We start from the raw sequence: 14,181 nt of genomic DNA, 5'->3' as shown, positions 1-14,181 counted from the left end.
CGGACCGGCGTCATTGCCCAGGCCAACTGGCAGCATGGGCATTATAAAAACCGGAGAAAGCCCATCATGAAGATCATCATCGCCCCCGACTCGTTCAAGGACAGCCTCAGTGCCGCAGGCACGGCCCAGGCCATTGCCGAAGGGTTGGCCCAGGTCTGGCCGGATGCGCAGTTGGTCGAATGCCCGATGGCCGATGGCGGCGAGGGCACGGTGGATGCGGTACTTGCCGCGTGCAATGGCCAGTTGCGCCGGCAAACCGTGCGAGGCCCACTGGGAGACGAAGTCGAGGCGCGTTGGGGCTGGTTGGCCGACAGCCATACCGCAATTATCGAGATGGCCGAGGCCAGTGGTTTGCAACTGGTCGCGCCCGGCCAGCGCGACGCGTGTTCGACGACAACATATGGCACCGGGGAGTTGATCTGCGCCGCCCTGGATGCGGGGGCGCAGCGTATTATCCTGGCGATTGGCGGCAGTGCTACCAACGATGGCGGGGCTGGTGCGATGCAGGCCCTGGGTGTGCAACTTTTTGACGCAGAAAGTCAGCCGCTGTCCCCGGGTGGGCTGGCGTTGGCGCGCCTGGCGTGTATTAGCCTTGAAACGCTCGACCCGCGTTTGGCGCAGGTGCGTTTTGAGATCGCTGCTGACGTCAATAACCCCCTGTGCGGTCCTCACGGTGCCTCAGCGATTTTCGGCCCGCAGAAAGGTGCGAGTCCCGAGCAGGTGGCACAACTGGACGCCGCCCTTGACCATTTCGCCCACCACTGCGCCCAGGTGCTGCCCAAGGATGTGCGCGACGAACCCGGCAGTGGTGCTGCCGGTGGTCTGGGCTTCGCCGCCAAGGCATTCCTCGGTGCGCAATTTCGTCCGGGCGTGGAGGTGGTCGCCGAACTGGTCGGCCTCGAAGACGCCGTACGCGGCGCCGACCTGGTCATCACCGGCGAAGGCCGCTTCGACGCTCAGACCCTGCGCGGCAAGACCCCGTTCGGGGTTGCGCGCATCGCCAGCCAGCACGGCGTACCGGTCATTGTGATCGCAGGCACCTTGGGCGACGGTTACGAGCAGATGTATGCCCACGGTGTGGATGCAGCATTTGCCCTACCGTCGGGACCAATGAGCCTGGAACAAGCCTGCAGCGAGGCGCCACGCCTGTTGCGCGAGCGCGCCGCGGATATTGCGCGGGTGTGGCGCCTTGCTGCTAATCGCTGACCCCCTGCGCCAACCGCTCCACCCACTGCTCCTGAAACGCTTGCAGCGCCGCACCGGGTTGCTGCAATTGCACAAACTCCAGCATTGGGTCTTGCACCGCGGTGCGCACGCCGCTTAATTCCTCCAGAGTCGCCAACCCGCAAAACGGTACGTAGGCTTCGCTGTAACCGCCTTCATGCACCAGCACCAGACGGCCCTGGCACAAACGCTCGGCTGCCTCGCGCAGGCTGCGGGTCATCAGCCGGAACGATTCGCTGTGCAGCAACATGCGCGCCAGTGGGTCGACGGCATTGGCGTCATAGCCGCAGGCGATGATGATCAACTCTGGCTCGAAACGCTCCAGGGCGGGCAGCACAATGCGTTCCATCGTATGCGCATAGGTTGCGTGACCACTGCCCGGTGGCAGCGGGATATTGATGTTGGCGCCCAGACCGGCACCCCGGCCACGATCCCGTTCGCCGCTGTAGCCTGGTGGGTAGCAAGCGTCCTGGTGCAGTGAAACCGTCAACACATCGGCGCGCTCCTCGAAGATTGATTGCGTGCCGTTACCGTGGTGCACGTCCCAGTCGATCACAGCGACTTTGCCGAGCCCGTTATGGACCTTGGCCGCTTCGATGGCAATGGCAATATTGGCGAGAAAGCAGAAGCCCATGGCGCTGTCTGCCAGGCAGTGATGCCCAGGCGGCCGAGACAGGGAATAGGCATTGTGCGCCTGCCCCTTGAGCACCGTGTCTACGGCGGCGATGGTCAAGCCTGCAGACAGTTTCGCGATCTCGTAGCTGCCCGGCCCAATCGGCGCCTGCGGGCCGAGCTCGCCGCCGCCAGCATCGCTCAGGGCCTTGAAGCGTTGCAGATAAGCGCTGCTGTGCACCCGTAGCAGGTCTGCTTCACTGGCCGGCGGTGCGCTAAGCAGGTGCAGATGACGCGTCAATCCAGACACATCCAACAAGCTTTTCAAGCGGCGTTTGGTCTCCGGGGATTCGGCATGACCGCTGCCAGCCGGCGGCTGTACCCAGCCGCCTACGGGTAATGTCAGCGCGTGCGCACCTGCGCTGTGCCACAGGCTCATTTCATCGAAGAAAAATGCGGTGGTTCGGTTCATACCGGCTCCAGTTCGGTGAGGTGGTTGGGACGGCTGGTGAGGATCATCACCAGGGAAAGCAACGTGATGACGGCAGCGCCCAGCAGCAGGAGGGTGAGCCCGCCGCTGGCCTCGATCAGGCGGCCGGCAATCGCCGGGCCGATGGCCAGGCCACCGCCGATCACCAGGTTGGAGGCGTTCATGAGTTTGCCGCTGTGATCAAGGTCGGCCAGGCAGGCCAGCACCAACGGCAGGATGAACGTCCAGGTGAACTTGAACAGCAGCGCCGCCAGGGCAAAACGCAGCAGCGCTGGCTCGCCGAGCAAAAGCAGCACAGCCGCCACCATCAGCGCATAACCCCCGAGCAACAGCATTGCTCGGGGCAGTCGCCCGCCAATCAGCGACGCGCTCGCGGCGCCAGCAATGCCCATTACGGTTGCGATGGCGAGTACCTCACCACTGTGTTGCGGGGAAATCCCGACACTGGCGCCCAAGGCACCGATAAAGGTCCAGACACCGCCCAGGCTGATGTAAAAGGCCAGGACCGCGCCGACCCCCAGCGCGGCTTTCCAGCGCGAGCCAGGCAATGAAGGGCCGTGGTTTGCCGGTGCCGTGGCATTGCCAGCGGGAAACGCCCGGGCCAGAGGCAGCAACAGGGACATCAAGCCCGCAAGGATCAGGTAGCAGGCGTTCAGTCCAAACCGCTCGAACAAGCCCGGCAGTACGATCAGCCCGAGTGCACCGACGACTAATTGGCCCATCACCCACAGCCCGTAGACACGGCTGGGATTGGCGGTAGTGGCGGCGCTGGCCAAGCAGAGGATCATCAATGAGCCGCCGGCCAGGGCGCTGGCACAGCGCAGCGCCAGTAACGCTGCATAGGTGTCGGCGCGCATCGACAACAGATTGGCCACGATAAACAGCAGCGCTGCAATCAGGGCCGCGGTGCGCCAGTCAACGCGCTTGAGCCACCACCAGGCAGGCAAGGTCGCCAGGCTCATCGCGCCCAGCTCCACGGAAAACAAATCGCCAATGCGTGCCGGGCTCAGTTGCCATTCGCTGGCCAACTGCGCGGCCACGGCGGGTGCGGTCATCAGGATGGTCGGGGTGATGGCGGCAAACAGCACGATTGCTGCCAGCCGTGCCTTTGCCGCAGAGGGTTGAGTAGGCATTTTCAAACTCCAGGAATGGGGATCAGAACACATGGACCAGACGCAGCAATGCCTCGGTCCCGGCATAGCCGTTGGAGGCAGCGACGTTTTGCGAAAGGCTGACCATCAGTTGGTTCTGGGTGTCGAGCCAATGCCCCAGTTCCAGGCCCAGTTGCGTGTAGCGTTTGTGGGTATCGTCGATACGGAGATTGTTGATGCGCAGCGCACCACCATCCGCCTGGATCAGGCGCAGTGCCCCGTAAGTGGCGGCGCTGAAGTCATAGGACGCAAAGGCTTGCAGGCGATACAGCGGGGCTTGCTTGAGTTCGCTGCCAAAATAGTCGTCATTCTTGGCGTAAAACTGGGCTTCGAGGTTGGCTTCCAGCACCCAGTTATCGCCGATGCCCTGGGTGTAGTTGTAGACAAAGGTGGCGCCCCAACGGTTGGCACCCGGGGACACATCCGGGTTCTGGCTGTGGTACTCACCTAGAGGCACGGTGATCAGGCTCAACAGGCCGCTGTAGGTGCGCGATGCCGGGTCGTTGATGAAAAACAGCGTGCCGCCCACTTGTGGATCGCCCAGGCCGCGCTCGCGGGTGCGCTGCTCAGTGCCGGGCAAGCGCGCCGTAATGTCGGCAAATGGCAGGATGAACTGCGGCGTACACAGCGTGCCGCAGGCGTCGGTGAAATACACCTGGCGGTAGGCCAGGGCGTTGACCTTGAGGTCGGCCTTGCCGGTGCTGTCGGCGGGCCCATGGAAATCGCCGGCACGGGTGGCGGGCAGGTACACCACCCCCAGGCTGGTGCCCGCCGGTGCGCCAAAAAAGTCCCGAGCGTTAAGGTCGGCAGCCTGGTTGTCGAGGCTGAGCAGCGTGCCGCCAAGCAACACTGTGATCTTGCGTAGAGGTGAATGAATCATGGCAAGGCGTCTCTTGTAAGGGGCAGCCAAAAAACGGGCAACAGTTGCCCGCGACCGTGAAAACGAGCGTGGCAAAGGCTTAAGTTGAAAGGGCGAGGATCAGTCGGGTGGGGCGTGTACCAAGTGCGCTATACGCGCCTTGTCGTTGACCCCCAGCTTGGTGTAAATGGCGCGCAGATGGTGACGTACCGTATTGGGTGAAAGGCCAAGGTCGCGGGCCACTTGCTTATAAGTCTTGCCCTCGCCAAACCCCTGGGCCACGTCGTTCTCTCGCGGGCTCAACTGGGGCAGTGCACGGTTGAGGCGCGCCGCCAGCAGCAACTGGTCGCCCACTGCCGAAACCTGGATGTGAATGTGCTTGCCGGCATGGCCGCGTTCATCCAGTTGTACCGGCAGGGTAGGGCCGCTCCAGCGCGGCCACTCACTGAGCAAAATGTCGATAAAGCCGCGCTCGGCGCATTGCAATACGCCTTGAGGGTCGCATACAGCCAAGGCGAGGTTGCGTGGGCTGGTCAGGGTTTCACGCATGGCCACCAGCGTGCGGATCTGGTTCGCGGACACTGCCGCCACCAGATGCAACATCAGATTATTGAGCAGCAGGCAGTCATGGGTGTTGAACCTGGGCGCACCGGGTTTGCGGTATAGCGTCAGGTGGTCGCTGAGGTGGGTTTGCGGGTCGATATGGATCACGCACAGCAATTGGCCCAGGCCGTGGCGCTGCCCCAGCCAATTCAAGGCGCTGCCATTGGCCGGGTCGCGCATGTCGATGATCACGGCCTGGCCGGGTCGCGCATGAACTCGGCCGACGGTCACGTCCAGATGGCGGATCGACTGCCAGTCGGCCAGGTAGTGTGGTGGCAAATGGTACAGGTAGCTGTTGTGCTCCTCCGGCATACCGTCAATCACCGCCGCGCGCCCCCACCAGGCACTGTCAAATGCCAGCAACTGGCTCAGCCGTGCCAGGGCATGGTGCTGGAAATGTTCGATGTCTTGATGTTGGGCCAGGCGCTGCAGATCCAGGGCCAGGGTACTGAAGGCCTGCAACAGGCCATTGGGATCAAGGCGACTCATAGGTATTCCTCTGTGGGACTTTTTTTGTTGTTCTCGTCACAGGGTGAAGGCCGGGGCCTGGGGTCAGGGGGCAGGGCCTGGGTTGAGTATCGATGTTGCACGGCTGGACTGCCATCGTTCAGATGCAGGATGGCGCTGGTTGATGTGTGGGAAAACGCCGGGCTCGTCAGGCGGCTGACTTTGCCCCTACACTGGTCCGCCATTGGTCTTTCAAAGGATGAAACGCAATGCACACACCTGAGCCCCATATCGTGATCCAGCGCTTTACCGAGGCCCACCTTGAGGGCGTCGCCGCGCTCTACAACGAACCGGCGGTCTGCCGTCAGGTGCTGCAAATGCCTTTCCAATCGGTGGAAGCCTGGCGCAAGCGTTTGGTGATGGATAACGAGCGGCGCTTGCAGCTGGTGGCAGTACATGGCGGTGAAGTGGTTGGCCAACTGGGCCTGGAACAGTACCTGCGCGTGCGTCAGAGCCATGTCGGTTCATTCGGCATGGGCGTGGCGACTGCCTGGCAGGGCAAGGGCGTCGGCTCGCGGCTGTTGACCGCCGCGCTGGACGTCGCCGACAACTGGATGAACCTGCACCGCGTGGAACTGACGGTGTATGCCGACAACGAAGCCGCGCATCACCTGTATCGCAAGTTCGGCTTCGAAGTGGAGGGCCGGTTGCGCGATTACGCCCTGCGTGACGGTGCGTTTGTCGACACCCTGAGCATGGCGCGCCTGCGCAAGTCGGCTTAATCCGCTAGAGCAAACGCCACCGCAGCCTGCGCATGCAGCGCGGTGGTATCCAGCAGCGGCAGGGCGCTGTGTTCGGGCTGGATCAACAGGCAGATTTCCGTGCAGCCGAGGATGACCGCCTGGGCGCCGCGCGCGGCGAGCGCCCGGATCACCCGCTGATACACCTGGCGCGAAGCGTCGCTGATGACTCCCACGCACAACTCTTGATAAATGATTCGGTGCACTTGCTTGCGCTCTTCCGCGTCCGGTATCAGCACGGTCAGGCCCTGGGCGGCGAGGCGGGATTTGAGGAAGTCCTGTTCCATAGTAAACGCGGTACCGAGCAGACCCACCGTCAAGGTTCCGGCCTCAAGGGCTGCGGCCGCCGTGGCGTCGGCAATATGCAGGAATGGAATCGACACCGCCGCCTCAATACGCGGCGCCACCAGGTGCATGGTATTGGTACACAGCACCACGCACTCGGCGCCCCCTGCCTGCAAACGGCGCGCGGCGTCCTCCAGGATCAGCGCGGTATCGTCCCAGCGCCCGGCGTGCTGGGCCTGCTCCACCGGGCCGAAGTCCACGCTGTACAGCAAAATCTGCGCGCTACGCAAAGGGCCAAGCTGGTCACGTACGCGCTGGTTGATGAGGCGGTAATACTCGGCGCTGGATTCCCAACTCATGCCGCCGATAAGGCCGATGGTGCGCATGCAATGCTCCGGACAAGGGGGTAAGGCACCACCTTACTCATCGACGGTGGGTTCGTCATACGCAGTTGCCGACAAAATCACCGGAGCAGTTTTTAACCCATACGGTAATGCTCTGCATCTGCCATGATCAGGCTTGGCAACCTGGCTCACCCAAGGAAATCCGCAATGGACGATGTACAGCAACTGGGCGAGATGCTTCGTCATTACGCCGATAGCGAAGCACACAAACAACAGCAGTTCGACCTGCAATCAGCACGTTGGGCGCAGAAGCTTGGCGAGCTGTTCGGCCAGATTGAACAGTGGCTGGAGCCGGTAAAAACCGTAGGTTTGCTGGAGGTTCAGCGTGAGGCTTACACCGCCAGCAGCCCGAGCGTGCCGGTGGAGAGTTCACCCTTCAAGAGCGAAAAACTCAGTGTGCACATCACTGGCAAAAGCGTGGAGTTCGTGCCGGATGTGATGGGCGTCGGTGGTTTGATTTCAGTATCGGTGATGGGCCTCACCGCCGCTCGCCACGGCAGTGTGTCGCTGGTCCTGCCGGTGGATAAGCACGACTGGCTGTGGAAGAAAACCAACGGCCTGAAAGACCCGGACACCTTCGGTTTCGACGCCAACTTCCTGGCCACTCAGCTACAGAGCCTGATCCCGCGCGAACGCGCATGATCGGCACAGAAGAAAACAGGCTCTGCATTTAATCAGGTGCATTGCCCAAGTATTGGCTATACCTAAAACTCATTCTTACGATGATGGTCGCCAGGGAGTTCAACAATGAAATTAAGGCTCATGATCAGCACACTGTGCGTCGCCTCGCTCGGCATGGCAGGCTGTGCCAGCAAGGTGCCGCAACCAGATGAGTATTCAGGGTTTCTCTCCAATTACAGCCAGCTCAAGGAAGCCAAGTCGCCCTCCGGGGCAGAGGTGATGCGCTGGGTCGATCCGCAGTTGGACTTGAGCCGCTACACCGCGGCGTACATCGAGCCTACCCAGTTCTATCCCAAACCCCAGGCCACCGCAAAGATTCCGGACAGCACCCTGCGGGGCATCAGCGACTATTACAACCAGGCGCTCAGGCGTGAACTGGCCAAGTCACTGCCCCTGGCCAATGCTCCAGGCCCAGGCGTGATCGTGGTGCGTGCGGCGATTACCGCCGTGAGCAGCAAGACCGAAAGCCTCAAGCCCTATGAGTTTATCCCCGTGGCGCTGGTGGCCGCAGCAGTCAGCACCGGCACGGGCATCCGCGATCAGGAGACCACGCTGGGCACTGAGGCGCAGTTCCTCGACGGAGGCACGAACAAAGTGGTGGCTCAGGTGGTACGCAAAGGCACCGGCAAGCCATTGGCCAATGACTCACAGGTGCTCAAGGCCGACGACGTGAAAGTCGTCATTGATGGCTGGGCGTCGGACCTGCATCAGTCCTACGTGAAGCTCAAAAAACATTGAGCCTCGGCAAGCCCAGGTGCTATTTCAGCGGTGTCAACGGGGGCAGCTTCCATTGACCGTTACCCACCTCGGGCTTGGGCAGGTAAATACGCAGGACCGCATAGAACGGACCGGGCGGGGCCGGCAGCCAATTGCTCTGTTCGGCCTTCGGTGGCTCGTGGTGTTGCAGCGCCAGGGTGAGGCCACCGTCGGCGTCACGCTGGAGGGTCGATAACATCCGCGAGTTGATCAGATAGCGTTTCTTGTGGTTAGGCACCAGCATTTTTGTCTTGGCGTCGTACAGGGTCAGCGACCAGAACGCATCGGTCGGTGGCAGCTGGTCCTTGGCAAAATGCACGGTGTAGCTGTGGCGTGCGCCGTTGGCCGGCTTACCCTCACTGTCGACGTCGTAGGTCAGGTGAGCCGCTTCGTCGCTGGAGTGACCGAAAATGCCCAGCTCGGCACCGGCGTAGCGATACAGGTAGTTGTTTTGCAGGCGGTCGCGGCTACCGAACAGATCAGCCTGGGCAACCTGATGAGTGTCGAGTTTGTCCTTTTTGAACGCGGCAAATTCGGCCCGGCCATCGGCGATGCCTTCTTCCAGGGCCTTGCGCTGTTCTGCTGTCAATTGGTTGACCTTGAACGGCGCACCCGGCGCTATGCCGATTTTGGCAAAGCGCGCCAGCAGGTCTTTTTCGCTGTCCTGTGGGGCGGCGAAGGCCAGCATGAAGTTCAGGTAGCGAAACAGTTGCGGGCCTTCGGTCATGGTCGCCGTCGGCTTGGGCCATTCGATCTTCGGCACCTTGGCCGGGGCAGGCTGCTTCACATAGCTGCTCAGGGGCTGCACTTTATAGCCGCTCTGGATTTGCTTGACCTTGCCCATGTCCTTGTCATCGAACAGCTGCGTGCGGTATAGGGCGTAGGCGATGTTGCTTTCGCTGTAGACCACGCGGTCGATGTCCACCGGTTGCTGACCTTTCCAGTCAGGCCCGGCAATCATGTAGTGACCGCCGTTGTTACCGGTGCTGCGGGTGCCCAGATAAGCAATGTTCTGGGAATAGAGGTCGATCAACTGCACCGAGTAGTAGCGCTCGTCTTCAATCCTGGGCAGGGTCAGTACCAGAGGCTCTTTGCGCAGATCCATCCATACGAATGAGTAGGGTGTGTCGGCGTTCGGGCTAGGGAGCGCGGTGTCCTTGGGGGTCAATACCTGCGCGGTATTACCGATATGGTTGAACGGCGCCTTGAAGTGGGCGCCGCCCTTGTCAACGGCCTGGGTGTAGAGCGTCTTGTACATTTGCACCACCGGGAAACCGTACAGGTAGGCTTCCTTGGTGATTGCCCGGGCTTCACTCGGGCTGGCGGTGAAGTCAGCCCAGGCGCCGGTACTCATAAATATCGAGAGGCTCGCCAACAGCAGGCGCGTCGGTTTTCCAATCATGTTGTTGCGTCCTTCCTGAGTTCTGTCTAAGAGCGTGAGGTGAAGGCGCAGAGTTTCCAGTTTTATTGGCTGAACGTCACGTTAATCCCTTCGCCGACGCGGACAGATCCTAAAGGAGGTGTCAGGCTGGAAGCATTGATTTGACTTTGTCACGTAGTTGGTCGATGGAAAATGGCTTGGCGATCACCTGCATGCCGGACGTCGCATCAATATTTTCGGCATAGCCACTGGCAAATAGAATAGGCAGGGTGGGGCGCAGTTCGCGGACCTTGGTCGCCAGCTCCCTGCCATTCATGTCTGGCAGGCCGACGTCGGTCATCATCAGGTCGATCACCTGGCTAGTGTCCTGCACCATAGAGAGTGCCTCTTCGGCGTCAGCGGCCTCAAGCACCTTGAACTCCAACTCTTCGAGTACATCGACGATCAGCATGCGCACGATGGCATCGTCTTCGACTACAAGGATGGTGGATGCTTCAGCGGACATAAGGGAGATTCCTGAAAAATAAAGGGCGTGTCTTCAACGCTTGAAAGACCATTCTCTAATGAGTCGCGCCGATCTCGGCAAGTTCCGTTGCGGTGGGGCATTGTGAAGGGTATGCGAGCAAATGTCGCGGGAACAAAGGGAAGAACGTCAATGGCACTGCGCAACCATGCCATTGACGCAAGTGATTCAAACGAAGGTCAAAGATTTGCGGTGATCAGCGGATAGGGCTCGTTGTACGGCACGGTGTTGACAAAGCTCTGTTCGTTGAAATAACTGACGTTGAACTCTGGTACGCCGCTGGCAACGTCGACGGGTTTAAGCGTGCCGGCGGCCCATCCACTGTTCAAAGAGACCTCCAGCCCCCGGCGCATTGAGGCCTCATCCGCAAACGTCGCCAACCCGAAGTTGGGGTTGAAGAAAAACCATTCTTTCTCGTTGTTTTTGTTCAGGGTGACGCCTGCGAGCAGCCCATGATCTTTGGTACTGATCGCCAAGAGTGTCGGAGGAGTTGCCTTGCTGAGATTGTCGATAATGTCGGTGTACGGCAATTGGCTGAAAGGTTGCGTACCGTGATACTGACTACTCAGAACCTGATGCATTTGGTTCAGTTGCTTACGAAAAGCCTTTACGTTGGGGTCGTCAGCATTCCCAACTGCTTTCATGAAGTTACTGATGAACTGGTCCCTGCGACCGTGCAGAATCGCCAGCGCCATGGTATTCACGATAGCTGCGCACTCCCCATTAGAAGCCAGGTCCGTTTGGCTGAGGTAGAGGTTTTGCGGCATTGCGTAGGCTTTACCCCCTTGGGCAACTATCTCATTTTGAAAAGCTTTGTAATGTTCAAGGCTAGTGTGCGCCATGCGTTTCTGTATTTCCTTGGCCAATGTGCCTACCGCCTCAGGATCATTGGTCTTCGTGACTGCCAGATCCCTAACCTCCGATTGCTTCATCGTTGGGTGGTAGCCTGGGACATCTTCGACCCGGCCCGAGTTAAAGCCTCGCATGTAGGCAACGCTATCATTTCTCTGGGCGCTCTCTAATGTGTCTCTGAATATCTCGCGACTGGTGGATGGATTGGGCGCGGCATACCTGGCTATCCAGTCAATAAAGTTACTGTTTATTTGACCATTGGCGGCAACGGTCGCAGGTGTGAAATCATCCAGCGCAGCTCCATAAGGCTTCTGCGTGATAGGGTCGTAGGCGTACCACTTGCCCTCTCGAAACACAGCGCCGCCTTCGACCGTCTGCTCTGTAACCTTGTAGGTGCCGGTTGCTACGATGCCCTCCTGTTTACTGGCGGCTTTAAGCAGGTCATAACTACCGGTTGCGCCTTTGAGCATGTTCACGCATTCGAGCCCCTTGGTCGCAATTTTATGTAGCACGGTCCCAACCCCGGTTATCCCGCCGACCAGACCGCCGAGTACGTTGAGTGAATCAATTGCCATTGCACCGAAGAGCTTTGCTGTCTTCACGGCCCTGGCGCCAGCACTCAAGGTCCGCACGCCCTTGAGCGCGGCATTGCCGGCTTGCGCAGCTTTGCCCACGCCAAAAGTGAGGAATCCGAGGATATCGAAGGCCAGGTCAGATACCGCCTCGCCGTAGTTGCCTTGCCGAATGTTGTTAACGGCAGGCCGAAATGGGATCAAATTGAGCAGGAACTCACCCACCTGACTATCGCCCATCCGATCATGCTCGAAGGAAGTAACGCTCTTGGCGTAATTGAGCAACTCCTTGCGGTCGAGGTCCATTTTTTCCAGGTAGAAACTGGCAATCGCATTGGTTCGGCTGGAGTCGAAGCTATTGGGAATCGCATCACTGCCAGGTTTTTCTGCAGAGTCAGGGGCGGGCGAGTTAGTGAAAGGGTGATAAGGCCTTGATATCGCGTGGAGTTGTTCCCCGGCCTTATTGGTTTTTTCTAGGGGGAGCAGGCCAGGGAAATTTGAGATCAGCTCGTTTTTTTTCTCGATACTGCCGGTGCTGGTGTTGATGTGGTAAAGGGTTTCCACACCTTCTCGGGTGGTTTTCACATACAAGGTACGGTCACGTTTGACCAACTCTAATCTGCCGTTCTTTGTTTTGCGGTATTCATCGTTGTAGAAGTATTCAAGTTTGCCGAATTCAAAGTTTTTGCGATCTTCCAATGGCAGCTCGCCAATCAGATGTTTGACCATCCCATGGTGGCCTTTCTTTTGTGCCGTTATAGCCTTTTCATATTGGTCCATGAAGTTTGCGGTGATGTCACACTCTTCGGTGCGTGCAAAGCGATTGAATGCAGTGATCGGAAGCCGTTTGTCGTTGGTGATCCATGCGTATTTCTCCCCTAGACGCTCCCCCTCCAGCAGAATATCGAGCATGGAGCGCATTCTCGGGTCACCGCGCAGAGGGCCGTCTCCGGTGTAACGCATGGCCAATACTCGGGCTTCGAAAACCGCCGGATCTACGTCGGGAAACTCAGCTTTCAGGCAGTCAAGCGCCATCTCCGTGCGATTGGGGATAGGCACCTGTATGGAGGACGAGATATCCGTCAACGTTTTCAGATGGTTGTTGTAAGCCACCCTGACCTGTTCGATTTGTGAAGGTGTAGGTTCGCTGTTATGGCGATCCAGCAGGTTTCGTGCCCCACCCCAAAGTATCAGGGCATCGCGCTGGGCCGTTTGAACGGCGTAGGTATTGGCCGGTAAGGATTCTGCTGCTATCAGCACTTCGGCATAGGTCATGCCGGGAACCCGACCAGGTGTGTGGGCTTCGATTTTTGCGGCGGCGATGGTCAGTTGGGCCCACAGGGCACTGCCGACTTTCACGCTGGAAGGGATGTCCTTGATCAGGTACTCAGGCGCACGGCCGGCCAACAGCAGGTAGGCCCCCACCTTGGCCATTTCCGGGGACGTTTTGCCTTTATCGATCAGCCAATTGGACAGGTTATCGATGATAGTGGACGCAGGCTTACCCCAGTGCTGGTTGCTGGCCAGATCGAAACCGGCGATTTTATTGCGATGAGGAGCGGTGATCGACTCCGGGTCCAACTGCAATGTGATGCCCGCCAAGAGGTAGTCGGTCACGCTGCTGTCGCTGGCAAGGCCTTGCATTCGCTCCTGCAGGTCTTTGCCCATCAACTGTGCCTGCGGGGTACGGATCAGTGCCAGCAGTATTTTAGCCGGATCATCCTGAGGCCCTGTGGTAATGGGTTGCTGGTAGCGCAGGAACTCCAATACACCGCCTTTGGTTTGCATCAATAACGGCTTATCACCCAGCGCATGTTCTTGATTCAGGGTGATGTTACGCAAGCGTTGTTGTTCATCTTTGCTCAAGGGCACCGGCCAGGACAGCGCGCCGCTCAGGTTGCCCAGCGGGTTTTCCAGCGAGCGGCTGGTCACCGTGGACGCGAGGCCCGTGAGTTGGACATGGCTACTGGGCAACGGCAACCCCAGGAACTTCTTGATGAAGGTCTCCAGGGTCACACTGCCACCCGCTTCTTCAGCGTAGGAAGATCCAGGGTGAATATCCAGCGGGGTGCTGCCCAGCGCGGCGAGGACGGCTGAGGGCTGCGCCTCTTCACCCAGTTTCGCCGCAATCTGCTGGAGCTTTTGGCCCAGTGACTTCAAATTTTCTTTGTCTGCCAACTGGGCGACCAAACCGGTTTTCCGGGAAGGTATCAGGCTGGTGCGCGCAGGGGGGGACGATAGGGTCGATTGAGTTTGAGGGGTGTCGGGGGCTTGTGTTTCTTCAGGGAATGGAATGGCGCTTGACACAGAGGACAAAGCACGTCGCTCGATATTCAACATGATAGATAAACCTTAAATGTGGATAGGAAATGCGCCCTCCTAATGGAGCCTCCTTGTCCCGAGACGCCCTCCTGAGTGGAGGGGTGGATGGGGCAGGTTCCGATACTTCCTACTCCGCTGTGTGAGAAATAACGTCAATAACCGAATGTAAAACAGGCAAAGCCATGGCGTATTTTTTGCTCGCGGGTGATGCTTCTTGTG

The 14,181-nt window shown here is 59.3% G+C and carries 12 protein-coding genes; 4 read left to right on the top strand and 8 right to left on the bottom strand.

Features of this window, described 5'->3' with window-relative positions; genetic code table 11:
• Positions 1-66 precede the first annotated feature (66 nt).
• The gene (locus E4O98_RS17935) at positions 67-1,206 is read left to right on the top strand and encodes a glycerate kinase (protein ID WP_228308374.1); all 1,140 of its coding nucleotides are present in this window, start codon (positions 67-69) and stop codon (positions 1,204-1,206) included.
• Here E4O98_RS17935 and E4O98_RS17930 read toward each other — a convergent pair.
• The 4 genes from E4O98_RS17930 to E4O98_RS17915 all read right to left on the bottom strand — a co-directional run bounded on the left by E4O98_RS17930 (position 1,196) and on the right by E4O98_RS17915 (position 5,428).
• A complete protein-coding gene (locus tag E4O98_RS17930) occupies positions 1,196-2,308 on the bottom strand; it encodes a class II histone deacetylase (protein WP_216091400.1) in 1,113 nt (370 codons plus the stop codon). The two genes, E4O98_RS17935 and E4O98_RS17930, sit on opposite strands and share 11 nt — an antisense overlap.
• Complete coding sequence (locus E4O98_RS17925) at positions 2,305-3,459, bottom strand: MFS transporter (protein WP_248135820.1); 1,155 nt, start codon at positions 3,457-3,459, stop codon at positions 2,305-2,307. The genes E4O98_RS17930 and E4O98_RS17925 overlap by 4 nt, the downstream gene beginning before the upstream one ends.
• Positions 3,460-3,481: 22 nt before the next feature.
• Positions 3,482-4,357: a transporter gene (locus E4O98_RS17920; protein WP_248135819.1), complete on the bottom strand. Its 876-nt coding sequence runs from the start codon at positions 4,355-4,357 to the stop codon at positions 3,482-3,484.
• Positions 4,358-4,456: 99 nt separating this feature from the next.
• Entirely contained in the window at positions 4,457-5,428 is a 972-nt protein-coding gene (locus tag E4O98_RS17915; protein ID WP_248135818.1) for a LuxR C-terminal-related transcriptional regulator, read from the bottom strand.
• Positions 5,429-5,655: 227 nt separating this feature from the next.
• On the opposite strand from E4O98_RS17915, the gene E4O98_RS17910 reads away from it, so the two are divergent.
• Entirely contained in the window at positions 5,656-6,168 is a 513-nt protein-coding gene (locus E4O98_RS17910) for a GNAT family N-acetyltransferase (protein WP_032875400.1), read from the top strand.
• Here E4O98_RS17910 and E4O98_RS17905 read toward each other — a convergent pair.
• The gene (locus E4O98_RS17905; protein WP_032875398.1) at positions 6,165-6,857 is read right to left on the bottom strand and encodes an aspartate/glutamate racemase family protein; all 693 of its coding nucleotides are present in this window, start codon (positions 6,855-6,857) and stop codon (positions 6,165-6,167) included. The genes E4O98_RS17910 and E4O98_RS17905 overlap by 4 nt on opposite strands.
• Before the next feature lie 165 nt (positions 6,858-7,022).
• On the opposite strand from E4O98_RS17905, the gene E4O98_RS17900 reads away from it, so the two are divergent.
• Together E4O98_RS17900 and E4O98_RS17895 are read left to right on the top strand one after the other, a co-directional pair.
• Positions 7,023-7,517 carry a hypothetical protein gene (locus E4O98_RS17900; RefSeq protein ID WP_032875395.1) on the top strand — a complete coding sequence of 165 codons (495 nt, stop codon included), beginning with the start codon at positions 7,023-7,025 and terminating at the stop codon, positions 7,515-7,517.
• Between the two features lie 105 nt (positions 7,518-7,622).
• Positions 7,623-8,294, top strand: coding sequence for a DUF3313 domain-containing protein (locus E4O98_RS17895; RefSeq protein ID WP_005788271.1), 672 nt, complete (start codon positions 7,623-7,625; stop codon positions 8,292-8,294).
• A 19-nt stretch (positions 8,295-8,313) separates the two neighbouring features.
• Here the strand turns inward: E4O98_RS17895 and E4O98_RS17890 are convergent, their stop codons facing one another.
• From E4O98_RS17890 to E4O98_RS17880, 3 genes are all read right to left on the bottom strand, one after another.
• Positions 8,314-9,714 carry a DUF1254 domain-containing protein gene (locus tag E4O98_RS17890; RefSeq protein ID WP_248135817.1) on the bottom strand — a complete coding sequence of 467 codons (1,401 nt, stop codon included), beginning with the start codon at positions 9,712-9,714 and terminating at the stop codon, positions 8,314-8,316.
• Positions 9,715-9,835: 121 nt separating this feature from the next.
• Positions 9,836-10,198: a response regulator gene (locus E4O98_RS17885; RefSeq protein ID WP_078821353.1), complete on the bottom strand. Its 363-nt coding sequence runs from the start codon at positions 10,196-10,198 to the stop codon at positions 9,836-9,838.
• Positions 10,199-10,395: 197 nt separating this feature from the next.
• Positions 10,396-13,980: a hypothetical protein gene (locus E4O98_RS17880; protein ID WP_148853343.1), complete on the bottom strand. Its 3,585-nt coding sequence runs from the start codon at positions 13,978-13,980 to the stop codon at positions 10,396-10,398.
• Between the last annotated feature and the right edge of the window lie 201 nt (positions 13,981-14,181).

The sequence above is a fragment of the Pseudomonas sp. W2Jun17 genome, assembly GCF_023127795.1.
Classification (GTDB): Bacteria; Pseudomonadota; Gammaproteobacteria; order Pseudomonadales; family Pseudomonadaceae; genus Aquipseudomonas; species Aquipseudomonas synxantha_A.
The sequence above is the reverse complement of the archived record's forward strand: the minus strand, read 5'-3'. Positions and strand labels throughout refer to the sequence as shown.